General features: G+C 64.0%; 22 protein-coding genes and 2 pseudogenes. 9 read left to right on the forward strand and 15 right to left on the reverse strand.

All coding sequences use genetic code 11. From position 1 onward, the window contains the following. Nucleotides 1–181 precede the first annotated feature (181 nt). The 6 genes from NKJ91_RS29320 to leuD all read right to left on the reverse strand — a co-directional run bounded on the left by NKJ91_RS29320 (nt 182) and on the right by leuD (nt 4,383). A complete protein-coding gene (locus NKJ91_RS29320) occupies nt 182–691 on the reverse strand; it encodes a GNAT family N-acetyltransferase (RefSeq protein ID WP_352458322.1) in 510 nt (169 codons plus the stop codon). 4 nt (nt 692–695) lie between these two features. Beyond that, nucleotides 696–1,799 carry a 3-isopropylmalate dehydrogenase gene (gene leuB / locus NKJ91_RS29325; protein WP_352458323.1) on the reverse strand — a complete coding sequence of 368 codons (1,104 nt, stop codon included), beginning with the start codon at nt 1,797–1,799 and terminating at the stop codon, nt 696–698. Between the two features lie 91 nt (nt 1,800–1,890). After that, entirely contained in the window at nt 1,891–2,241 is a 351-nt protein-coding gene (locus tag NKJ91_RS29330; RefSeq protein WP_352458340.1) for a VOC family protein, read from the reverse strand. Between the two features lie 51 nt (nt 2,242–2,292). Beyond that, on the reverse strand, nt 2,293–2,676 hold the full coding sequence (locus tag NKJ91_RS29335) for a RidA family protein (RefSeq protein WP_352458324.1): 384 nt from the start codon (nt 2,674–2,676) through the stop codon (nt 2,293–2,295). Nucleotides 2,677–2,786: 110 nt separating this feature from the next. Then, nucleotides 2,787–3,716 carry an Ivy family c-type lysozyme inhibitor gene (locus tag NKJ91_RS29340; protein WP_352458325.1) on the reverse strand — a complete coding sequence of 310 codons (930 nt, stop codon included), beginning with the start codon at nt 3,714–3,716 and terminating at the stop codon, nt 2,787–2,789. A gap of 61 nt (nt 3,717–3,777) precedes the next feature. After that, nucleotides 3,778–4,383 (reverse strand): 3-isopropylmalate dehydratase small subunit, encoded by a 606-nt coding sequence (gene leuD, locus NKJ91_RS29345; protein ID WP_352450224.1) that lies wholly within the window; start codon nt 4,381–4,383, stop codon nt 3,778–3,780. Between the two features lie 167 nt (nt 4,384–4,550). On the opposite strand from leuD, the gene NKJ91_RS29350 reads away from it, so the two are divergent. The 4 genes and pseudogenes from NKJ91_RS29350 to NKJ91_RS29365 all read left to right on the forward strand — a co-directional run bounded on the left by NKJ91_RS29350 (nt 4,551) and on the right by NKJ91_RS29365 (nt 6,359). Then, nucleotides 4,551–4,976 (forward strand): GNAT family N-acetyltransferase, encoded by a 426-nt coding sequence (locus NKJ91_RS29350; RefSeq protein ID WP_352450225.1) that lies wholly within the window; start codon nt 4,551–4,553, stop codon nt 4,974–4,976. A gap of 79 nt (nt 4,977–5,055) precedes the next feature. Further along, nucleotides 5,056–5,368: pseudogene (locus NKJ91_RS29355) on the forward strand (ArsR/SmtB family transcription factor). Between the two features lie 47 nt (nt 5,369–5,415). Further along, a pseudogene (locus NKJ91_RS29360) lies at nt 5,416–5,814 on the forward strand (SRPBCC domain-containing protein); the annotation flags it as partial. Between the two features lie 38 nt (nt 5,815–5,852). Further along, entirely contained in the window at nt 5,853–6,359 is a 507-nt protein-coding gene (locus NKJ91_RS29365) for an SRPBCC family protein (protein ID WP_352458326.1), read from the forward strand. Between the two features lie 18 nt (nt 6,360–6,377). On the opposite strand, the gene NKJ91_RS29370 is transcribed toward NKJ91_RS29365, so the two are convergent. The 4 genes from NKJ91_RS29370 to NKJ91_RS29385 are packed head-to-tail and all read right to left on the reverse strand — an operon-like array spanning nt 6,378 to nt 11,390. Next, nucleotides 6,378–7,544: an NAD(P)/FAD-dependent oxidoreductase gene (locus NKJ91_RS29370; RefSeq protein ID WP_352458327.1), complete on the reverse strand. Its 1,167-nt coding sequence runs from the start codon at nt 7,542–7,544 to the stop codon at nt 6,378–6,380. Between the two features lie 30 nt (nt 7,545–7,574). Further along, nucleotides 7,575–9,161 (reverse strand): ATP-binding protein, encoded by a 1,587-nt coding sequence (locus NKJ91_RS29375; protein ID WP_352450229.1) that lies wholly within the window; start codon nt 9,159–9,161, stop codon nt 7,575–7,577. Continuing rightward, entirely contained in the window at nt 9,149–9,841 is a 693-nt protein-coding gene (locus tag NKJ91_RS29380; protein WP_352450230.1) for a response regulator transcription factor, read from the reverse strand. Before NKJ91_RS29380 ends, NKJ91_RS29375 begins: the two co-directional genes overlap by 13 nt. A 4-nt stretch (nt 9,842–9,845) precedes the next feature. Continuing rightward, nucleotides 9,846–11,390: a DUF4153 domain-containing protein gene (locus NKJ91_RS29385; RefSeq protein WP_352458328.1), complete on the reverse strand. Its 1,545-nt coding sequence runs from the start codon at nt 11,388–11,390 to the stop codon at nt 9,846–9,848. Nucleotides 11,391–11,668: 278 nt separating this feature from the next. On the opposite strand from NKJ91_RS29385, the gene NKJ91_RS29390 reads away from it, so the two are divergent. Together NKJ91_RS29390 and NKJ91_RS29395 are read left to right on the forward strand one after the other, a co-directional pair. Further along, a complete protein-coding gene (locus NKJ91_RS29390) occupies nt 11,669–12,550 on the forward strand; it encodes an HpcH/HpaI aldolase/citrate lyase family protein (protein WP_352458329.1) in 882 nt (293 codons plus the stop codon). A 28-nt stretch (nt 12,551–12,578) separates the two neighbouring features. Then, nucleotides 12,579–12,785: a DUF1737 domain-containing protein gene (locus NKJ91_RS29395; protein WP_352458330.1), complete on the forward strand. Its 207-nt coding sequence runs from the start codon at nt 12,579–12,581 to the stop codon at nt 12,783–12,785. Between the two features lie 11 nt (nt 12,786–12,796). Here the strand turns inward: NKJ91_RS29395 and NKJ91_RS29400 are convergent, their stop codons facing one another. Beyond that, nucleotides 12,797–13,222, reverse strand: coding sequence for a hypothetical protein (locus NKJ91_RS29400; protein ID WP_352458331.1), 426 nt, complete (start codon nt 13,220–13,222; stop codon nt 12,797–12,799). Nucleotides 13,223–13,229: 7 nt separating this feature from the next. Further along, nucleotides 13,230–13,652, reverse strand: coding sequence for a metallopeptidase family protein (locus tag NKJ91_RS29405; protein ID WP_023721935.1), 423 nt, complete (start codon nt 13,650–13,652; stop codon nt 13,230–13,232). A gap of 523 nt (nt 13,653–14,175) precedes the next feature. On the opposite strand from NKJ91_RS29405, the gene NKJ91_RS29410 reads away from it, so the two are divergent. From NKJ91_RS29410 to NKJ91_RS29420, 3 genes are read left to right on the forward strand one after another with little or no spacing between them, the layout of a single operon-like run. Then, a complete protein-coding gene (locus NKJ91_RS29410) occupies nt 14,176–15,258 on the forward strand; it encodes an ImuA family protein (RefSeq protein ID WP_352458332.1) in 1,083 nt (360 codons plus the stop codon). After that, on the forward strand, nt 15,191–16,669 hold the full coding sequence (locus NKJ91_RS29415) for a DUF6504 family protein (protein ID WP_352458333.1): 1,479 nt from the start codon (nt 15,191–15,193) through the stop codon (nt 16,667–16,669). The genes NKJ91_RS29410 and NKJ91_RS29415 overlap by 68 nt, the downstream gene beginning before the upstream one ends. Continuing rightward, the gene (locus NKJ91_RS29420; RefSeq protein ID WP_352458334.1) at nt 16,666–19,974 is read left to right on the forward strand and encodes an error-prone DNA polymerase; all 3,309 of its coding nucleotides are present in this window, start codon (nt 16,666–16,668) and stop codon (nt 19,972–19,974) included. The genes NKJ91_RS29415 and NKJ91_RS29420 overlap by 4 nt, the downstream gene beginning before the upstream one ends. A gap of 42 nt (nt 19,975–20,016) precedes the next feature. On the opposite strand, the gene NKJ91_RS29425 is transcribed toward NKJ91_RS29420, so the two are convergent. From NKJ91_RS29425 to trxA, 3 genes are all read right to left on the reverse strand, one after another. Further along, on the reverse strand, nt 20,017–20,256 hold the full coding sequence (locus NKJ91_RS29425) for a Trm112 family protein (protein WP_023675986.1): 240 nt from the start codon (nt 20,254–20,256) through the stop codon (nt 20,017–20,019). Nucleotides 20,257–20,339: 83 nt separating this feature from the next. Further along, nucleotides 20,340–21,011 carry an LON peptidase substrate-binding domain-containing protein gene (locus NKJ91_RS29430; protein ID WP_352450238.1) on the reverse strand — a complete coding sequence of 224 codons (672 nt, stop codon included), beginning with the start codon at nt 21,009–21,011 and terminating at the stop codon, nt 20,340–20,342. A gap of 162 nt (nt 21,012–21,173) precedes the next feature. After that, entirely contained in the window at nt 21,174–22,166 is a 993-nt protein-coding gene (gene trxA / locus NKJ91_RS29435) for a thioredoxin (protein WP_352458335.1), read from the reverse strand. Nucleotides 22,167–22,243: the final 77 nt, after the last annotated feature.

A 22,243-nucleotide genomic window follows, 5' to 3' on the forward strand; every position in this document is an offset into this window, starting at 1 on the left:
CGGCCGCAAGGACCGTGCTCAAAGGCCGGACATATGGACGCAAGCGATCGAAAACGACGCAAAACAACCGTTGCAGGCAGGGCGCCGTCCACATATGGATCCTGGGGTCTGCGCCGCGTCGCTTCGCTCCTTGCTTCGCCCCAGGATGACGAAGGGGGAGATGTTTCGGCCAATCTCCAATTTAGGGCTTCCAAGATCGCGTCGAGGAACCAGCCGCGATCGCCAGCAGCGCCTCGCCGGATAACCTGAGAAAGACCTTCTGCTCGTGACGCTCGGCACCAAATTGGGCATAGAAGCGCAGCGCGCCTTCGTTGCAGTCCTCCGTGGTCAGATCGATACGGCCGATGCCTTCGCGCATGCAATTGCCGGCGAGGAATGCCATCAGCGCTCGACCGACACCGCCATTGCGGGCATCATCGCGTACGAATAGGTCCTTGAGGAACAGCAGCCGCTCGAGATCGATGCCGGGATGCGCGATCGCAACCGAGGCCAGCCCGCAAACTTCACCATCGACGAAGGCGAGCGCAAAATGCGGATAGGCCGGACTTTCGTCGCCAAGCCATTTCTGTGCCGCCGACAACGCTTGGCTGGCGTCGAGTGGCGGCTGCCGGTAATGCACCGCCATTTCGCAAAGCATGGCGGCGAGTGCCGCCGCATCTCCGGTCGTCGCCCAGCGGACGTCGACCGCCATAGGATCAGCCCAGAAACTTGGCGATGATCGCATCGCCCATCTCAGCGGTGCCGACTTCGGTCATCCCCGGCGAATGAATATCCCTGGTGCGCAAGCCCTGATCGAGCACGGCGGCGATCGCGCCTTCCAGCCGGTCGGCCTCTTCAACCATGCCGAAGGAATAGCGCATGCACATGGCGAAGGAGGCGATCATGGCGATCGGATTGGCGATACCCTTGCCGGCGATGTCGGGCGCCGAGCCGTGCACCGGCTCGTAGAGCGCCTTGCGCTTCTTGGTCTTGACATCAGGTGCGCCTAGCGAGGCCGACGGCAGCATGCCGATCGAGCCGGTCAGCATGGCGGCGATGTCGGACAGCATGTCGCCGAACAGATTGTCGGTGACGATGACGTCGAACTGCTTCGGCCAGCGCACCAGCTGCATGCCCCCGGCATCGGCCAACATGTGATCGAGCTTGACGTCGGCATAGCGCGCCTTGTGCGTCTGGGTGACGACCTCGTTCCACAGCACGCCTGATTTCATCACATTGCGCTTTTCCATCGAGGTGACGTGGTTTTTGCGCGTGCGTGCCAACTCGAAGGCAACGCCCGAAATGCGCTCGATCTCGAACGTGTCGTAAACCTGGGTGTCGATGCCGCGCTTCTGGCCGTTGCCGAGATCGATGATCTGCTTCGGCTCGCCGAAATAGACGCCGCCGGTGAGCTCGCGCACGATGAGGATATCGAGACCCTCGACCACCTCCTGCTTGAGCGAGGAGGACGCCGCCAGCGCCGGATAGCAGATTGCCGGCCTGAGATTGGCGAACAGCTCCATGTCCTTGCGCAGGCGCAAGAGACCGGCCTCGGGCCGCACCTCATAGGGCACCGCATCCCATTTCGGCCCGCCGACGGCACCGAACAGCACCGCGTCCGCCGCCATCGCCTTGGCCATGTCGGCATCGGAAATCGCCGCGCCATGCTCATCATAGGCGCAACCGCCGACCAGGCCCTCATCGGTGGCGAAATCGCTGTCGAGGCTGTCGTTCATGGCGGCGATCAATTTCTTCACCTCGGCCATCGCCTCGGGGCCGATACCGTCGCCGGCAAGCAGGAGAAGATTTTTCGAAGCCATGAGAACCGTCCCAATCGTTTAGCGCATGAACGCGGCCTTGCTAAAGGCCAAGCGGGTTCTGCGCAAGCCCGCGCTTTGCCGCCCGGTGTCGCTACCGGTGCGAAAGGATATTGACCAGCCTGCCGAACGGGTCGCGTACGAAGAAGCGCCGCACGCCCCAGGGTTCGTCCGCCGGACCGTATTCGATGGCAAAGCCGGCCTTTCTCATGCTTTCAAGCGCGTCATCGATGTCGTCGACTTCGATAGAGATGTCCGGCACCGGCGTTCCTGATCCCCCTTCGGCCATGAAACTGACCTGCACGGACATCGTCTCTTGCGAGCCGTAGGTAGCGATCCAGCCCATATCCATCTTGAGATCGAGGCCGAGCACATCCTGATAGAAAGGTTTTGCCGCCGCGATATCCTGCGTGTCTATGTTTGCAACGATGCGCCTGACCTTCACCATGGGCCGATCCTCGTGCTGACCGTGTCGTTGTCGCAACCGTGACAGGCATCAGGCTGTGCGCCGCAGCGCCGTCACCTCGATCTCGATCTTCATCTCCGGCTTGTTGAGCTGACACACGATCATCGTTGCCGCCGGCCTGATCTCGCCAAAGGCCTCGCCGAGGATCGGGAACACCACATCCACGAAAGCCGCATCGGTGATATAGTAATGTGCCCGCACCACATCGGCCATCTCGAAGCCGCCGTCCCCGAGCGCCTTGGCGATCGTCGCCAGGCAATTGCGCGTTTGTGCCTCTACGGTCTCCGGCATCGACATGGTCGCATAATCGTAGCCGGTCGTTCCGGACACGAAACACCAGTCGCCCTGCACCACGGCGCGCGAATAGCCGGCGGTGTTCTCGAAGGGCGAACCGGTGGAGATCAGTTTTCGCATAGGTCCTCCTTTTTTGCAGCGTAGGCGGTTTGGCGAAAGCGGCGGTGACGGCCGATCTCCCCCCAAGTGGGGAGATGTCCGGGGCGCGCGAAGGATCGCGGCAGAACGATCTAATTCGCCGACCCCAGCGCCTTGTCCAGCGCTTCCTTGACGTCGGCCGGCCATGTACTTACCGCTGGCCACGCGTCCGGCTCGGGCTTGTCGCCGCGGCGGGCGAAATAGAGCTTCTGGTTGACCGGGTCAACGGCCATGAAGCCGTCATTGCCGCCGCAATCATGCGGCACGCAGCCGCTGGCAAAAAAGGCGCCTGAAGCGGTCTCCTCAGTACCGCCGCCGACCAGCAGGCTGGTCGCGATGTCGGGCATGTCCTTGCCGAGCAGCGTCTCGGCTAGCCTGTAGACGGCCTCGTTGTGGAAGGCATCAATGATGTTGTCGTATTTCGACGGATCGATGTCTTTCCAGTCGGTGCCCGGCTCCGGCATGTAGGTCAGATTACCGGACGTCGTCAGTCCGTCCGTCGGCGACCATTGCAGCGCCGGCTTGGAATCACCCGGCAGCAGATAGGGCACGAAATAGATGGCGCTGTCGGAGATCGCGGCCGGCGGCGCGCCGCATTCATCCTGCTCGACCGTGGTCGTCTGGATCGTGCCGCCTTCCGGCTTCCACACGATCACCTTGGCCGGGCCGCATTGATTGCCGCCGTCGCCGACATCGACCAGCGCCACCTTGACGCCGCCGACCTCGACGATCTTGTCGAAGAAGACGTCGTAATTGCGCGCCAGTTCCTTGCCGTCGAAGGCGAGCACCCGTTCCCCGTACTCTTCCTCCTGGGTGATAGTCAGTTGGCCGCCCTCGAACGGCATCGGCGCCTGTTTGTCATTATCGGCTAGGGCCGCATTGCTCAACGCGCCCTGGTCGGCGGCCCCGCCGGACGCATCGTCAGCCGGCACGAGCACCACGTCGGTCTGTGCATGCGCGCCTGCCACCGGCATCAGAATCCACGCCAGCGCGCAGGCCCCGGCAAGAAGCGAACGTGTCATGACTGTTCCCTCCGTTCAGCCGCCACGAACCCGGCCTGTCGCGGCCAGGTCATCGTACCGCTCAGGCCCAGGGGCGCTCAGCAGCGTTCTTCTTCTCGAACGAAGCGATGGCGCCGGCCTTCTCCATGGTCAGACCGATATCGTCGAGCCCGTTGAGCAGGCAGTGGCGCTTGAATTCGTCGAGGTCGAACTTGACCACGCCCCCGTCCGGCCCGCGAATTTCCTTGGCTTCGAGATCGACCGACAGCGTCGCGTTGGAACCGCGCGAGGCATCGTCCATCAGCTTCTCCAGGTCTTCCGCGCTGACGGTGATCGGCAAGATGCCGTTCTTGAAGCAGTTGTTGTAGAAAATGTCGGCGAACGAGGTCGAGATGACGCAGCGGATGCCGAAATCGAGCAGCGCCCACGGCGCATGTTCCCGGCTCGAACCGCAGCCGAAATTGTCGCCGGCGACCAGGATCTGCGCCTTGCGGTAGGCCGGCTTGTTGAGCACGAAGTCCGGGTTTTCCGAGCCGTCGTCCTTGTAACGCATTTCGGCGAACAGGCCGGTGCCGAGCCCGGTGCGCTTGATCGTCTTGAGATAATCCTTGGGGATGATCATGTCAGTGTCGACATTGACGATCGGCATCGGCGCGGCGACACCGGTGAGCTTGGTGAATTTTTCCATGGTTCTTGCCCGTCTTCTTCTCGTTGCGGGGAATTGCTGGCGCCCGGTTTACACAATGCCGCGGGCAAATAAAAGACGGCTGTTTTTGGACTTCCGTCGTCGATCGAAACACAAAATCGGTACAAAACAGCTTCAAAACCACCTGCCCATGGTGCACTTTTGTCGACATGACAACGCGATCCACGATCCTTTACGCCAGCGAACCGGGCCTCGGCATCGCCGAGTTCCGCCGCGTTCTGGTGGAATCCGGCCTCGGCGAGACACGGCCCGTCGATGATCATGCCCGTTTGAAGGCGATGCTCACGAGTGCCGACCTGGTGCTCACCGCGCGCATCGATGCACCGGGCAAGCCGCTGGTTGGTGTCGCTCGCGGCATCACCGACTTTTCCTGGGTCTGCTATATCTCCGAGCTCGCTGTTTCTGCATCGGCGCAAGGGCTGGGTATCGGCAAGGGCCTGATGGATGAGGCACGCCGGCAACTCGGACCTTCCGTTGCCATCAGCCTGATCTCCATACCCGACGCCGTCGGCTTCTATGAGCGTATCGGCATGGAGCGCATGCCCAACGCATTCTGGTTCGGCCGCAAGCGCTGAAATCCACTCCCAGCGACCTCAACCCGCGCATTCTGCCTCTTGACATGCAACCAAATGGTTGCATATTAGAGTCATGAGCATGGATGCTGTCTTTCGCGCCTTGGCCGACCCGACACGCCGGCGATTGCTGGACAGCCTTCATGCCAGGAACGGGCAGACGCTGAACGCGCTGTGCGGTGAGATGGACATGACGCGCCAGGCGGTGACCAAGCATCTGGCGATCCTGGAAGAAGCAAACCTCGTCGCCACCATCCGCAAGGGACGCGAGAAGCAACATTATCTGAATCCCGTTCCCATCAACGAGATCGCCGAACGCTGGATCGGCAAATTCGAGCGGGGGGCGACTGGGCGCCCTCGGCGATTTGAAGAAACGTCTCGAAAGGGAAGACTGATGAGCAACATTTTCGTTTATGTCACCTACATCCGCACTTCGCCCGAAAAACTCTGGCAAGCACTGACCGCGCCGGAGTTCCAGCGGCAATATTTCCTCGGCGCTCAGATGCTAAGCGACTGGAAACAAGGTTCGGCGTGGAAGATGGTTTACACCGACGGCCGGGTCACCGACAGCGGCGAGGTCCTCGAGATCGATCCACCCAAGCGCATCGTGCTCAAATGGCGCAACGAGTTCATGCCCGAGGTCAAGGCGGACGGCTACACACGCTGCACCTTCGCCCTCGAGCAGGAGGGCGAGATGATGAAGCTCGCCATCACACACGAAGCCGATGGACCGCACAAGCTGCTTGGCCATGTGGCGAACGGCTGGCCGCTCATCCTGTCCAGCCTGAAGAGCCTGCTCGAAACCGGCAAAGGCCTGTCGCGCCCGGCGTCGAAGGCTTGAGGTTGTTTCGATAGCGAAACGTTTCTGGAGGACAGGTGATGCACGGTTCCGCGGTGCACAGCATGACCAATGGCGAGACCGTCATGGCGAGCGTCGATGTTCGCGCGCCGCCCGAGCGGATATTTGACGCGCTCGTTACACGCGAGGTCGAGCGCTGGTGGGGGTCCGCCAGGACCTACCGGATGACCGGATGGGCGGCCGACCTCCGCGTCGGCGGCCGCTGGAGCGTCACCGTCGAGACGGCGGCCGGCAGACACCTGCCCGCCAGCGGCGAATTCCTGGAGATCGAAGAGCCGCGCCGGATCGTGCAGACGCGGAGATACGACTGGGACCATCCGACGCTTGGCCGCCGCGAAACCAAAGTCGCCTGGCTGCTGGAGCCGATCGCCGGCGGCACACGCGTCACCATCTGCCATGGCGGCTTCGCCGGCCTCGCTGCTGCCGCAACGAAGCATGCCGAAGGCTGGGCCCGGGTGCTGGGCTGGCTTCAGGCGTATCTTGGTACGGGCGGCTTGGTGGCGGCTCAATCCACCAAGCAACGGTAGCATCCCTTCGCGCCAGCGTTAAATTACATTCAATTCCCGAAACGGCCGCCCGTCGGCGATCCGGCTGTACCCGAACGCCGAGCAATCCACCGTGCGATAGCCGCCATGCACGATCAGTTCGGCCAGCGCCTTGCCGACCGCCGGAGCCTGCTGCAAGCCGTGGCCGGAAAAACCGTTGGCGAAGAGGAAATTGCCGACCTCCGGGTGCGGGCCGATCACCGCGTTCTGGTCGAGCGTATTGTAGTCGTAATGGCCGACCCAGGCGCGCGTCGGCTTGATCGCCTCGAAGGCCGGAATGCGGGTCGCCAGCACCGGCCAGATCACCTCTTCGAACAGCGGCCAGTCGGGGTCGAAGTCGGCGGGGTCGGCCGGTCCTTCGCCCTCTTCCGGCTCGGCGCCGCCGGTGATGTAGACCGAGCCCTCCGGCCGGACATAGATGCCGCTCGGGTCGACCAGCAGCGGCATGTCGTCATATTTTTCGCGCGCCTCGAAGACGAAGACATTGCGCTTGCGCGGCTCCACCGGCAGCGCCAGCCCGGCCATTGCTGCCAACTTGCCGGCATTCGGCCCGGCGGCGTTAACGACGGTGCCGGCCTCGAGCCGCTCGCCATTGTCGAGGGTCACACCGGCGACGCGCTTCCCCTGCCGCTCGATACCGGTCACCGACGCTGTGATGAAATCGATGTTCTTGCTTCGCAGTGCCTTGCGGAACAGCATCAGCATCGCATGCGCGTCGAACCAGCCTTCGCCGCTGCGGCCATAGGCGCCGGCGGAAATGCCCTCGACCGACAGCCACGGAAAGCGGCGGACGAGCGCCTCGGCATCCTCGAGCACGATGTCGGCGCCCTCGGCCATCTGCGCCTCGTGGTTGGCCCGCAGGATCGGCAGCCCGTTCTCGCCGGCAAGGATGAGGTAGCCGCCTTCGCGAAAGCCGATATCGGCGTCCGCGCCAAACTCTTCCCTGAGCCGCCGGAACAGTTTCAGCGTGAATTGCGACAGCCGGATGTTTTCCGGGATCGAGAACTGCTGGCGGATGGAGGCGCAGGACAGCGTGGTCGCGGCGCGGGAAAATTGCGGGTCGCGCTCGACAAGCGCGATCGAGCCCGAAAACCCTTCCTCGCGCAGATAATAGGCGACCGAGGAGCCGACGATGGCTCCGCCGATGATGACGATGTCGTAATGCACCTTTTGGCCCTTCCGATCTGAACCGCCGAGTCACGCCGCCGGCAGGATGATCTCGAAGCGCGTGCCGCTCGCCGAGTCAACCAGCCGGATCGTGCCATCATGCGCTTTCAGGAGGGCCAGCACGATGCCGAGGCCCATGCCGGTGCCGCCGGAATCGCGGCGCGTGGTGAAGAACGGCTCGAAGATGCGGCCTCGGTTGCTGGGCGAGATGCCGGCGCCGTCGTCAGCGACCACGATGGTGGCCTTGCCGTCTGCTTTTGCGGCTGTGACCGATACCAGCGTCGTGCCGTGCCGCGCCGAATTGTCGATGAGATTGGCCAGCACGATCGCCGCGTTTTCGGCCGATATGCGCAGCCCGATCTCGGTGCCCGCCTCGACGCGCACCGCCAGCCTGTCGTCGGCCGGCAGCAGCGCCAGCGCAGCAGTGAGCGACGTGCTTTCGCCGCTGGGCTCGAGATTTTCGGCGCGCGCCAGGTCGAGCAGGCGGCGCACCAGCAGATTGAGCCGGCCGGCATCGGTGACGATATTGTCCGAAAACCGCCGCCGCTCGGCCTCGTCCATCGCGCTGCCTGAATCGCGCAGCAGTTCGGCGGCCCCCTGGATCGCCGTCAGCGGCGATTTGAGCTCGTGCGAGACGTGGGTGGCAAAGGTCTGGATGCCGTCGGAGCGTGCGTGCAGCTTTTCGGCCATGTCGAGGAAAGCAGCAGAGAGTTCACCCATTTCGCGCGTGCCGTGGTGATCGAGCGGCCTGATCGCCGCGCGGTCGCCGGCGGCGATGCGTTTCGTGCGTTCCATCAGCGCATAGATCGGACGGCTGACGGCGCGCAGGAAGACCAGCCCGATCAGCAGCGCGCCGCCGAGGATGGCGATTGCCGCCAGCGCCACCTTGCCGCGCTCGCCATAGAGATGCTTGACGATGTTGTTCGGCGTCCGCGACAGATAGACGACGCCGGCGACCTTGCCGGAGACCGCAACCGGCATGGCGACAAAGACGCGAACCTTGGTGCCGCGGCTGACCGAATAGAGCGGCGGCGACGGCTGGTCGGGAACCCGCAGCCTGAGCGCGCTGGCGTAGCGGCCGGCAAGCGCTGCGCGAACCTCTTCGACAGCCGCGAGCGACAGGCCGGCCTCCTCACGGCCGGCGATGACCACGCCTCTGGGATCGAGCAGCCGGAAGCCGGCGAGCGTGGTCTTCTGCGTCTCGGCAAGAATGCCCGACAGGCGTGCGCCGATTGAAGCGAAGGCGGGATCGGCGCTGGCCGCGGTGGCCGCGGGCCGGGTCGGCAGGATCCCGTCGGACGCAAGATCGAGGCCCGGTTCGATCGGCTGGTAGGGAGAGGCCCGATCGCTGGTGTTGGGTGAAGGCACGGGTGCGCCTAGCTTTTCCGGGGCAATGCCGGCCTCGCGAACCTCTTGCGCATAGATCGCGCCAAGGGCGGCGCCTTGGGCGATCAGCTCGGCCTCGGTCTGCCGGATCAGCTGGTTCTCGTAGAGCCGGAAGAAAAACAGGCCGGCCAGCGGCAGCGCCATCACCATGATCAGGATGGCGATGACGACCGTGGCGAGGCGAGGCCGCCATTTGCTGCCAATCAGTCCTTGGGCGCTCACGCGCCGCATCCGCCCAGCCGAAAACCGACGCCGTGCACGGTCTCGATCGCATCGACGCAGCCGACGGCCGCTAGCTTGGCGCGGATATTGCGGATATGGCTGTCGACGGTGCGGTCTGCGACATGGATATTGGCCGCATAGGCGTTGGCCATCACCATGTCGCGGCCAAGCACATACGCCGGCCGCGCCAAAAAGCCTTTCAGGATCGCGAATTCGATCGACGTCAGCGCCAGCGGCTTGCCGTCGAAGCTGGCTGTATGGCTTGCCGGAACCAGCAACAGTCTGCCATGCGAGAATTGCCGGTCGTCGGCTGGTTCCGGCGTGGGCCGCGCGCGGCGCAGAATGACGTTGACGCGGGCGACCAGCTCGCGCGGGCTGAACGGCTTGGTGACATAATCATCGCCGCCCATCTCCAGCCCGAGGACGCGGTCGATCTCTTCATCCCGCGCGGACAGGAACAGCACCGGCAGGTCGGATGTGTGGCGCAGCCGCCGGCACACTTCCAGCCCGTCCATTTCCGGCATGCCGATGTCGAGCACGACGAGATCGGGCGCATGGCGCTCTATCGCCTGCAAGGCAGCCGCGCCGTCCGGCACCGCCAGCGTTTTCATGCCGGCCTTTTCCAGCGCGAAGCAGATGATTTCGCGAATGTGCGGGTCGTCGTCGGCGACCAGTATGTGGTGCGGCATCAAATCAGCGGCCCGGCATGAAGGGTTCGGACATCGGAGGAACCACGAACGGGCCACGCCTGTCGAGGGCGCGGTTGAGCCGCCAGTCACGAAAGCTCCAGCCCCGCCAGTTTTCCTGGCCGGCGCGGAAGCGTGCTTCGTCCTGTGCATACCAGCCGGCGAGTTCGCGGATGGAGGCATCCTCCGCGGAAACCGTCCTGCTCTGGTGCTGGACGAAGCGATCGACCGCCGGCAAGGCGCCGGGCCCGAGCGAGCGCAGGTACCAGACGTCGAGCTGGGTGCCTTGGCCGGTCATTTCGAAGCAATGGTCGACATTGTAGTTGGCGATCAGCGCGGCAAAGTTGATGAACGAGCAGGCATAGAGCGTCGCCGATAGCGTCAGAAGATTGGCGGAAAGCAGCCATTCGTTGGACTTTTCGCGCGCGATGCGGGCCATGATCAGGACAAGGCCCGCCGCCACCAGCCCCATCCAGACGAACGCAGCGACACGCCAATAGGTCAGCGCATAGATACCGATATAGAGATCGAGCCGCAGGATCGACGAGATCACCAGGAGGATGTTCTGCGCCACCCAGGCATAAACCAGCCGGCGGATGAGCGGATCGCCGGAGGTCGCACTTCCCGGCCGCAGCGCCGCCAGCACGAAGCCGGCGGCCAGCAGCGCCGTGACGATCAGCGGATAGGCGCCGCGATGCGCGTAGGCGGCATAGGTCAGCCCGTCGGGAAGCGCGATGCCGCCCCACAGATAGGTGGCGTCGAGTGCGCTCTGCACCGCGAACAGGATGTTGAAGACGACGAGCGCGCGGAGGATAGCGGCCTTGCCGAAGACGATGTCCTCGATGGTGGTCCTGGTGGCCGGCGTCGCCGGTGCGCTGGCTGGCGACACCCTGCGGCGGCGGAGAAAGCGCGGCAGGCGCGGCCGCAGAAAGGCCCAGACGCAGGCAAGCACGAACAGCCAGAAGGCGAGACGTGGCAGCTGGACGAGTTCGAGCAGTGCCATCAGGTCGATCAGCGAGAACCAATATTCGATGACCGGATTGGCGGCGCCGAACAGCGCGAGGAACACTGCGCCGAGGCCCAGCGGCATGACCCAGACGGCGATCGCCGCAAGGCGCACGCGCCGCCGGCCAAGCCGCCGCGCCGCCCTGCGCCAGCGGAAGAAATCAAGGACGAGCCGAAATGGCGTTGCAAGCAGGAACAGCGAGAGTTGGCCGGCAATACGGGCAAGGCCGCGCCGCAACCGTCCGACCAGTGAAAGCGCGAAGATGGCCGTCGCCGCCAGCGCGATCGAGACGGACAGTGCGCTGACATTTTCCACAAGCGGCAGCAGCGCCATAAACAGCGCAACCGGCTTGAACCAGAACCTGCCATCGTTGAAGGCGCCGAGAGGATGGACAGCCATGCTCGCTGCGGCAATCGCAACGCCGAACAGGAAAAGCGTGATGCCCGCCGGTTGGCCATAGAAGAAAAAATCGGCCAGCGCGGCGAGCAGGACGGCAACGCCGAAGCGGTTGCAATAGCTCGGCGCCGCCGAGAGGAATACTATCATGATCGGGCTTTCTCGGCGGCTTTGATGCGGCCGGTGGGCGGGGATTTCCGGACGAAAGGGAGGAGGTTTACCGAAGTCCGGGGCGGATCGACGAGCCACCAGCTTTCGCGGCGAAGCCGGTACGGCAGGGACCAACGGGAGTTCGTTTGCTCTTGCATGCCGCCCTTGTCGCATCCGGTCGGGTGGCAAGCGGGGCGGAGACGAGGAGATTTTCCGAAATTGCGTGCAGTTTTTATGCACGGCTTGCCTCGGCCGGCTGCAGACGGCATAGATCGGAGATGACCAGCGAAAGCTACCGCCCGCGCCGCTCGGTGCTTTACGTCCCGGCTTCGAACGACAAGGCGCTGGCCAAGATCCAATCGCTGGCCTGCGATACCGTCGTCATCGATCTCGAGGACGCCGTCGCCCCGGCCGACAAGTCTTCCGCGCGCGAAAAACTGGCGGCGATTTTCGCCGGCCGTTCCAACCGGCGCTGCGAGATGGTGGTGCGCATCAATGCGCTGTCGAGCGAATGGGGCGGCGCCGACCTGCTGGCCGCGGCAAAATGCACGCCCGACGCCATCCTGCTGCCCAAGGTCGACACGCCGCGCGACATTCTCGAGGCCGGCGACGTGCTCGACGACAATTTTATCGCCGACGAAGTCAAGCTGTGGGCGATGATCGAGACGCCCAAGGCGCTGCTCAATATCGGGCCGATTGCCGAGCTGGGCCGCGATCCGGCCTCTCGACTGGCTTGTTTCGTTGCCGGAACGAACGACCTGGTCAAGGACACCGGAATTCTCGCCACGCCCGATCGGCGCTATCTCGTTCCATGGCTGATGCAAATGGTGCTCGCCGCGCGTGCCGGCGGCCTCGACCTGCTCGATGGCGTCTTCAATGATTTTCGCGATATGGACGGGTTTGCGCGCGAGTGCACGGAAGCGGCCGCCATGGGTTTTGACGGCAAGTCGCTGATCCATCCGGCCCAGATCGAAGCCGCGAACCGCGCCTTTGCACCGTCGCCCGAAGCAATAGCCGAGGCGCGCGCGGTCAAGGATGCCTTCGCGCTCGCCGAAAATATCGGTAGGGCGGTAGTTGCGCTGAACGGCAAGATGGTCGAGCGGCTGCATCTGGCGCAGGCCGAAAAACTGCTGGCGAAGGCCGCCGCTGTTCGCGCATGACTAACGTAACTGACGACAGGATTGAAGAATGAAACTCTACCGCTTTCTGTCCGGCCCGGACGATGCCAGCTTCTGCCACAAGGTGACGGCGGCGCTGAACAAGGGCTGGCACCTGTTCGGCTCGCCGACCTATGCCTATGACAAGGAGGCCAAGACCATGCGCTGCGGCCAGGCGGTGGTGAAGGATATCGAGGGCCAGGAATACGGCCCCGACACCAAGCTCAGCGATTGGTAGGGTGCTACCGGCTACGGCAGCCTTTCCCAGACGGCTCTGATTTCGTTGAGCCGCGCGTCTGCGAGCCCGTCGACGTCATCGCAGCTGAAATAGAGTATCGATAGCGCTGCAAGCAGGCCGGGATAACCGGAGACGTAACCCATCTTCCTAAGTATCTCGGGAACCGGCAGTCGCTTGCGTTCGATCAAGGAGATCGCGCATTCTGCAGTCAGAGATGCCACCGGGTGGTCGACTTCGGATAGCCAAAAGTCGACCAGAGCTAGGAGAATGGCGGGCTCGACGGCAGCACTTGCGGGCAGATGGCAAAGCTCGCTAAGTGCTAAGAACGCGGCATTCGGCGAAATCCTCACTGCGGATTCGATCAGTTCCCGGCTCAGTGAAATGTCGTGATACGGCCAATTGCAATCGATCAGATCGGCAAATTCTGCTTCTGTCATCTGAGTGCTATTCAGCCGCTTCCTCGATCTTCTCCATATCGTCGTCCGACAGGCCGAAATGGTGGCCGATCTCGTGGATCAGCACGTGGGTGACGATGTCGCCCAGCGTTTCCTCGTTCTCGGCCCAATAGTCGAGGATGGCGCGGCGATAGAGCGTGATGCGGTTCGGCCCCTCGCCGGTCTGCGGGTTCCAGCGCTCGGCGATGCCGCGCCCCTCGAACAGGCCGAGCAGGTCGAAGGGCGTTTCCAGCGAAAGGTCGTCCATGATCTCGTCGGTCGGGAATTCGGCGATCTGAATGACGATCTCGCCGGTCAGCTTGCGAAACTCCTCCGGCAGATGGGCATAGGCCTCCAGCGCCAAGAGCTCGATTTCCTCCATCGTTGGCGAAAGCTGGTCGTGCCAGATGCGTGTTTGGTAGATGCGAGCCATGCTTTGTCCTTTGATCCCGGCATATAGGCTTTCAGGCCGGACTCGGCAAATGACGCGGCAGATTCAAGGGCGCAATCTGTCATCCGCTCTGGTCTAGGGGTGGCCTTTGCGAGATGATGGACGCCGCCATACCCGAAGCCGAACCTCCATCGTTCTGTCAGAGTCGAGTGTTCAAATGCCATTCAGCAACCAATTCGTCAGAAGCGCTACAATTTGTGGAGTGTTTGGCGCACTGCTTCTTTTGGTGCTGGTGGTCTTGACCAGTTATCTCGGCAGGAATTCCGAGTTGGTCAGCCTGCTTCGGATGCTTGTCGGCGCCATCATAGGCGTCATGATCGTCTGGCTGGTTTTAGGGATGGCCCGGAAGCGGCCGGGTCGATAATTCACGGGAAGTTCCTGTTTCGTGAACGGCCCGCTAAAATCGGGCAGGAATAAATTCCCCATGACTCCGCTTGACTCTTCATCCTCCCTCTGGAATCTATAAGAACATAACAGGAACAATTGTGAGTGGAAGCTGACCGTCATGGCGACAAGCGCCGTGGCGCGGGAGACTGTTTTTGCCCTGCGCCGCCAGATCGCGAAGATCGAAGGGACCTTGCCCGAGCGCCTGGAGGCGCCGGCCAGTTCGTCGTTTGACGCGGATGTCCCTCGTCAGAGTCTGACACCCTCTCGGCATCCGACACCCGCTCGGAATCTGACCATTGTCCGGCGCGGCCTCGCCGTGGCGCCGCCCGATGCGTTTTTGCGCACCGGCGCCGAGCGCCTCGATGCTGCGCTGAGCGGCGGCCTGCCGAAGGCGGCGGTGAGCGAGTTTCATGGCGCCGCGACCCGCGATGCCGGGGCCGTTGCCGGTTTTGCCTTGTCGCTCGTCAGCCTGATCCTCAGCCAGGGGCCGCGATTGCCGGTGCTGTGGATCGGCACATCCGAGGTTTTCCGCGAGGCCGGCTTTCCCTATGCCAGGGGGCTTCACGCCTTCTTCGGCATCGAGCCGGAGCAATTGCTGTTTTCCGAGGCGCCAAGGCTGCTCGATGCGCTGTGGATCGCCGAGGAGGCTGCCCGGATGACGGCGCTGGCCGCCGTCATCCTCGAAATCCGCGGCAGCCCGCAGCGGCTTGACCTCACCGCGACGCGGCGGCTGCACGCCCGCGCGCAGAGTGCGGGCCGGCCGCTGTTCCTGCTGCGCCAGGCCGGCGAGCCCGAACCGACGGCAGCGCCCGTCCGCCTCATCCTGTCGGCGGCACCGGCGGCAACGCGTAAGACGCTTGCCGGGCCGCTCGCCGGCTCGATCGGCCGGCCCGCCTTCACCGTCGCCATCGGCAAGAGCCGCACGGCCTTGCCCGGAAAATTCACACTGGAGTGGAACCCCGATGAACGCATATTCGAAGAAAGACGGGGCGAGCAAGGAAGGTCTCAGGAATGGGCCCCAGAACGGCCAAAGAATCCTATCCTTGTGGTTTCCGCATCTCGCCGCCGAGAGGATCTTGCGGCAGCGTCTGGGGCGGTCCTGGCGTTCCCGGCCGTCGGATCACCTGCCGCTGGTGATCAGCCATCGCCAAGGGAACACCCAGCGCATCGCCGCCCTCGACGAACGGGCCGAGGCGCTTAATCTGAAGCGCGGCATGGGCATAGCCGACGCACGCGCCATGCATCCCTCGATCGACATCGTGGAGGCCGATCCGGAGGCCGACCGGCGCCTGCTCGAAGGCCTCGCCGACTGGTGCGACCGCTACACCCCGCTGGTGGCGCTTGACGGGACCGACGGCCTCTATCTCGACGTCACCGGCTGCACCCATCTTTTCGGCGGCGAACGCTCGATGCTGGATGATATCCTGTCGCGTTTTTTCCATCAGGGCTTCGATGTCCGCGCCGGGCTTGCCGCCACGCCTGGTGCTGCCTGGGCGGCGGCGCGGTTTGCTGGCGACCGCATCGTGCCCGATGGTGGGGAGGAAGCGCTTCTCGCGCCCTTGCCGCTGGCGGCGCTGCGCATCGACCCGGAGGTACGCGCCAGCCTCGAAAGCGTCGGCCTGCGCACGGCGGGCGCCGTCATGGCGGCACCGCGCGCGCCGCTGGCCCGCCGCTTCGGCGCATCGCTGCTCTTGCGCCTCGACCAGGCGCTTGGCCGCCTCGAGGAGGCCGTGTCGCCGCGCCTGCCGGTGGCACCGCTTTCGGTCGAGCGTCACCTTGCCGAGCCGATCATGCTGACCGAGGACATCGAGCGGCTGACCGGCATGCTGGCGACCACCTTGAAGAGCGACCTCGAGCGTCGCGGCGAGGGCGCAAGGCGGCTGGCGCTGCTGCTTTTCCGCGTCGATGGCGGCGTCAGCCGCATCGCCGTCGGCACCTCGCGGCCTCTGCGCGAGCCGCGGCTGATCCAGAAATTGTTCCATGAAAGGCTTGCCGCGCTCGAACAGGATATCGACGCCGGCTATGGCTTCGATCTCGTGCGCCTTTCGGTGCTGACCGCCGCCGCCTTCGACATGCAGCAGGCCGACCTTGCCGGCGAGACGAGCGACGACGGTGCCGATATCGCGCTTTTTGCCGACCGCATTCGCGCCCGGCTCGGCGAAGGCGCGGTCTTGAAGCCGGTCGCCGTCGAGAGCCATTTGCCGGAGCGCGCCGTCGCCACCCTTCCCTTCACGGAGGCGCCGCAGAGAAGCTCGCCGCCGAAGCAGCCGGACAAGGCGAAGGACGCTCCCACGACCGTCTTCCAGCCGGAACGGCCGATCCGGCTTTTCCGTTCGCCCGAGCCGATCGAGGTGCCGGCCACCGAAATGCCGGAAGGCCCGCCTTTGAACTTCCGCTGGCGGCGCGCGCTCTATCGGGTCGCGCGCGCCGAAGGGCCGGAGCGCATCGCGCCGGAATGGTGGCGAGGGGCGGCGGGACGAGAAGATGCCCCGACCCGGGATTATTTCCGCATCGAGGATGCCGACGGCCGCCGTTACTGGCTCTATCGCCAGGGGCTTTACGGCGCCTCGCAGCCCTCGCCGCGCTGGTTCATGCATGGGATCTTCGCATGAATGCGCTGACGGCCAACCCCTATGCCGAATTCGGCATCCAGTCGAACTTCTCGTTTCTGCGCGGTGCCTCGAAACCGGAGGAGCTGGTGGTCGCGGCAAAATTCCTGGGGTTTTCGGGGATCGGTCTCGCCGACCGCAACACGGTGGCGGGCGTGGTGCGCGCCTGGCAGCAGGCCAAGGTGGAGGGTGTTTCCTATCATCCCGGCTGCCGCCTGGTTTTTTGCGACGGCACGCCGGACATCCTCGCCTACCCGCAGGATCGCAAGGGTTGGGGTCATCTCTGCCGCATGCTGACGCAGGCCAATCTGCGTGACGAGAACGAAAAAGGGGCGACGCTCCTCAAACAGAGCGATCTTCTCGAATGGGGCGATCTCCTGTCGCTCGCCATACTGCCAGATGTGTCGGCGGACGCGGAAACCAGCCTCGCACTCCTTAGCCGGCTCAGGGATCGTTTCGGTGAAAACCTGCGGCTTGCGGTTTCGCCGGATTACCGCGGCAACGACCGCTTCCGTATCGAGCAGGCGGCGGCGATGGCGGATCTGGCCGGCATCCCGTTGATGGCGACCAACGATGTTCTCTACCATACGTCGGAACGGCGCCCGCTGCAGGACGTGCTGACGGCGATCCGCCTCAATGTGCCCGTCGCCGAGGTGGGGCTGGAGCTGGCGGCCAATGCCGAGCGTCACTTAAAGCCGCCGCTGGAGATGGCACGGCTTTTCCGCAGGCATCCGCAAGCGCTGGCGGAAACGCTGCGTTTTGCCGGCGAGCTGACCTTCTCGCTCAGTGACCTGCAATACAACTATCCCGACGAGCCGACGGAATCGGGTCTTGGGCCGCAGGCCGAACTGGAAAGGCTGGCCAAGGAGGGAGCCGCCATCCGCTACCCCTCGGGCGTGCCCGCTTTTGTGACGCAGCGCATCGAGGAGGAGCTCGCTCTGATCGAGCGTCTGAACTACGCGCGCTATTTCCTGACTGTCCACGACATCGTCAAATTCGCCCGCAGCCAGAACATTCTCTGCCAGGGGCGCGGCTCTGCCGCCAACTCGATCGTCTGCTTCTGCATTGGCATCACCGAAGTCGGCCCGGACAAGATCGAAACGCTTTTCGAGCGCTTCATTTCCGAGGAAAGAAACGAGCCGCCCGACATCGACGTCGATTTCGAGCATGAAAAGCGCGAGGAGGTCATCCAGTACATCTATTCCAAATACAGCACCAAGCGCACCGCGCTGGCCGCCGCCGTCGTCAGCTACCGGGGCCGCTCGGCGATGCGGGAAGTGGCCAAGGCGATGGGCCTGTCGGACGACGTCCGGGGCGCGCTGTCCAGTTCGATCTGGGGCTGGTCGACCTCGGAGCTCGGCGAAAAGGAGACAAAGGCCGGCGGCCTCGATCGGACCGATCCATCGACAAGGCATGTGATCGAATGCGCCAACGAGATCATGGGCTTTCCCCGTCATTTGTCGCAGCATGTCGGCGGTTTTGTCATCACCCGGGACCGGCTCGACGAGATCGTGCCCATCGTCAAGACGGCGATGGACGAGCGCAAGATGGTCGAGTGGGACAAGGACGATCTCGACGCGGTGAAAATCCTTAAAGTGGACGTGCTGGCGCTCGGCATGCTGACCTGCCTGCAGCGCGCCTTCACCCTGCTCCAGGATCATTATCCGCAGGCGCGGGACGCGTACGGCCTGCCCTATGTGCTGGCCACTCTGCCTGCCGAGGACAGGCATGTCTACGACATGATCTGCCGTGCCGACACGATCGGCGTCTTCCAGATCGAATCGCGCGCGCAAATGTCGATGCTGCCGCGGCTGCGGCCGAAAAGCTTTTACGACCTCGTCATCGAGGTGGCGATCGTGCGGCCCGGCCCGATCCAAGGCGACATGGTCCACCCTTATCTGCGCCGCCGGCAAGGCAAGGAAAAACCCGAATATCCCAAGCCGGAACTGGAAAAAATACTCGGCAGGACGCTGGGCGTGCCGCTGTTCCAGGAGCAGGCGATGAAGATCGCCATCGTTGCTGGCGGCTTCAGGCCGGGCGAGGCCGATGAACTGCGCCGCGCCATGGCGACATTCAAGCGCACCGGCACGATCGGCAATTACCGCAAGAGAATGGTCGACGGCATGGTCGCCAAGGGCTACGAAAAAGACTTCGCCGAGCGCTGCTTCAAGCAGATCGAGGGTTTTGGCGAATACGGCTTTCCCGAGAGCCACGCCGCCTCCTTCGCCCTGCTGGTCTATGCCTCCTGCTGGTTCAAGACCTTCTATCCCGACCTGTTCTGCGCCGCGATCCTGAATTCCCAGCCGATGGGGTTTTACCAGCCGGCCCAGCTTGTCCGCGACGCGCATGACCACGGCGTCGAGATCCGCGAGGTCGACGTCAATTTTTCCGGCTGGGATTGCGCCTTGGAGAAATCGCCTTTCGATCCGGATCGTATCCTTGACCGCCATGCCCAGATGCGCGGCGTCATCCGGACCAGCCATGCCGTCCGGCTCGGCTTTCGCCAGGTCAAGGGCCTGTCGAAGGAGCGCATGGAAGCGTTTGTGTCGAGGCGCGGCGCCGGCTATGCATCCGTACGCGACGTCTGGCTGCGCTCGGGCCTCAACGTCGACGAGATCGAAAAACTGGCGCAGGCCGACGCTTTCCGGTCGCTTGGATTGAACCGTCGCGACGCTCTATGGGCGGTCCGCGCGCTCGACGGCAAGAGTGCCGCCGAAAAGCTGCCGCTGTTCGACCAGCCGGCGATCCGCTTTCGCGACCTCGAGCCCCAAACCACGCTCCCGACAATGCCGCTCGGCGAGCACGTCGTCCACGACTACCGCTCGCTTGGCCTGTCGCTGAAGGCGCACCCGGTCGCCTTCCTGCGTCAAAGGCTGGATCGTTCCGGCGTCACGCCCAGTGCGCGCCTCGGTCAGGTTCGGGACGGCCGGCGTGTCTCGGTCGCCGGCCTCGTGCTGGTGCGGCAGCGGCCGGGCAATGGCAAGGAGATCTTCCTGACGCTGGAAGACGAGAATGCGGTTGCCAATATCATTTTCTGGGAAAGGACCTTCGACCGCTTCCGCCCCATCGTCATGGGCGCGCGCCTCATCCGCGTCACCGGGAAATTGCAGTCGGAATCGGACGTCATCCATATCGTCGCCGAGAAGGTCGAGGATCTGACGCCGTGGCTGTCGGTGCTGCTTGAGCAGGCAAGGCCTGCGGACAGACTGTCGAGCAGTGCAGACGAGGCTCAGCCTGGCAGCATCGCGCAAACGGAACTATTGGGAAAGGCAGAGAAGGTCATGCCCAAAGGGCGCAATTTTCAATAGAGGCGCGAAAGATCGCGACGGAGCGGCTCTGAACCGCAGCACTCAGGGCGTTCCACCCAGGCGCGGCGGCGGTGGCATGGCATCATCTATGGTGATGACACGCGCTTCCGATGGCAGCATGATCGGAATGCCGTCCCGCACCGGATAGGCAAGCTTTGCCACCCGCGAGATAAGCTCGCCGCGCTCCGGATCCCAGGCAAGCGGCCCCTTGGTCAGCGGGCAGGCCAAGAGTTCCAGCAGCTTGGGGTCGACAGTCCTGTTCCCGTCACGTCCATCCGCCATTCGATCCATCCTTTTCACAAGGCAATCGGTTAAGGTTCCGAGCGCGGACTTCCCCTTCTCCCCTTGTGGGAGAAGGCAAGAACCTACTGCAAGCTCGAACCGAAATCCTCATTGTCGCGCGCCAGCGCCATTTCGGTGATGGCGATCAGGGTCTCGGCGCGTGTCTTCAGATCGGCCGCTTCGAGCAGCGCCTGTTTCTCGGCCGGCCCGTAGGGCGCCATCATCGACAGTGCGTTGACCAGCATGGCGTTTTCGGCGCGGCTGACGCTTTCCCAGTCGGCCTCCAGATCGTTAGCCTGCAGATAGGCGCGAAACGCTTTGAGCAGCGCCGGCCGGTCGATCTCGGCGTCTGCCTGCTCCTCGTCGAGATCGGCGAGAAAGGGTGCCAACCGGCACTGCCGGAACGGTGTTTTGACCGTGAGCTCCTGGACAATACGGAACCGGCACACGCCCTGCAGCGAAATCAGGTAACGGCCGTCGCCGCTCTCGGACAGCGCAATGATGCGCCCGGCGCAGCCGACATTGCAGAGCTCCGGCTCGCCGTTGGGACGCAGCGCACCGTCAAGGCTGGGCTGGATCATGCCGATCAGCCGCGGCCCGGCGATCGCCTCGTCGACCATCTGCAGATAGCGCGGCTCGAAGATGTTGAGCGGCATGCGGCCTCCCGGCAGCAGCAATGCGCCCTCAAGCGGAAAGATCGGCATGGTCGACGGTAAGTCCGCAGCGAGCCGGTAATGCGCGTTTCCCGCCTGCACCTCAATCCTCCGATCGCTTTGTCAGGAAGCGCACCAAATCCGTCTCCTCCCGGCCGGCACAAGGCGCAACACCGGAAACCTGAATCGAACGCCGTCCGAAAACCTAATCTGGCGCAGCCGCGGCCCACCGCAAGCCCGCGCGACAAAACAGTCTGCGCCGGCTCAGGAAAACAGCAGCGACGACAGTTTGCGCCGTGCCGACAGCGTTGCTTCGTCGGTCATGCCCCATGCCTCGAAGAGCTGCAGCAACTGGGTTCTGGCGCCGTCGTCGTTCCACGAGCGGTCGGCCTTGATGATCGCCAGCAGATTGTCGGCCGCCGCCATGCGATCACCCTTGGCGTTCTGGATCATGGCAAGCTCGAACCGTGCCTGGTGATCCCCGGGATTTTCGGCCAGCCGCCGTTCCAGTTCCGCCGGATTGCCGAGCACTGCTGCTTGCGCGGCGAGCGCCATCTTGGCCCGCAGCGCGGCGAGCTGGGGCGCATCCTTCTTTGCTTCCGGCGCCCGCGCCAGCACCGCCTCGGCACCTTCGGCATCGCCGGCCTCGAACAGCAGATCGCCCAAGCCAGCGATCGCCTCGATCGTCTCCGGCGCCTGTTCCAGGATGGCATCGTAAATGTCGGCCGCCGTCTGCACGTCCCCGGCGTCGCGCGCTTCGGCGGCCGCGGCCAGCGCCTCGGCAACTTGCGGCGCACCGCCGTTCTTGCCGCCGACCTTCTGGATGAATTGCGTGATCTGGCTCTCGGGAATGGCGCCCATGAAGCCGTCGACCGGCTGGCCGTCCTTGAAGGCAATGACCGCCGGTATCGACTGGATGCCAAGCTGGCCGGCGATCGATGGATGGTCGTCGATATTCATCTTGACCAGCTTGACCTTGCCACCGGCGGCTTTCACCGCCTTCTCCAGCAGCGGCGTCAATTGCTTGCAAGGGCCGCACCACGGCGCCCAGAAATCGACCAGCACCGGCTGGTGACGCGATTCCTGGATCACGTCGGCGGCAAATCCAGCGGTCGTTGTGTCCTTGATGACGTCGGCCGGCGCCTCCGCAAGCGCGACCTTCTCACGCGCGGCATCGGTGCCGCCATATTGCACGGTGGTGGCATACCGGCCGCCATTGCTGCCAAATGGGCCGCCAAAGGGGTTGCTATCACTCATCTCGTCGCCTTTCGGTCGCGCCGCCGGCCAAGGGACGGGCGCAACATCCTTCTTTAGAACCCGGTTTCAGTCACCCA

The sequence above is a fragment of the Mesorhizobium sp. M0040 genome (genome assembly GCF_040323505.1).
In the GTDB taxonomy this organism is placed as follows: domain Bacteria; phylum Pseudomonadota; class Alphaproteobacteria; order Rhizobiales; family Rhizobiaceae; genus Mesorhizobium.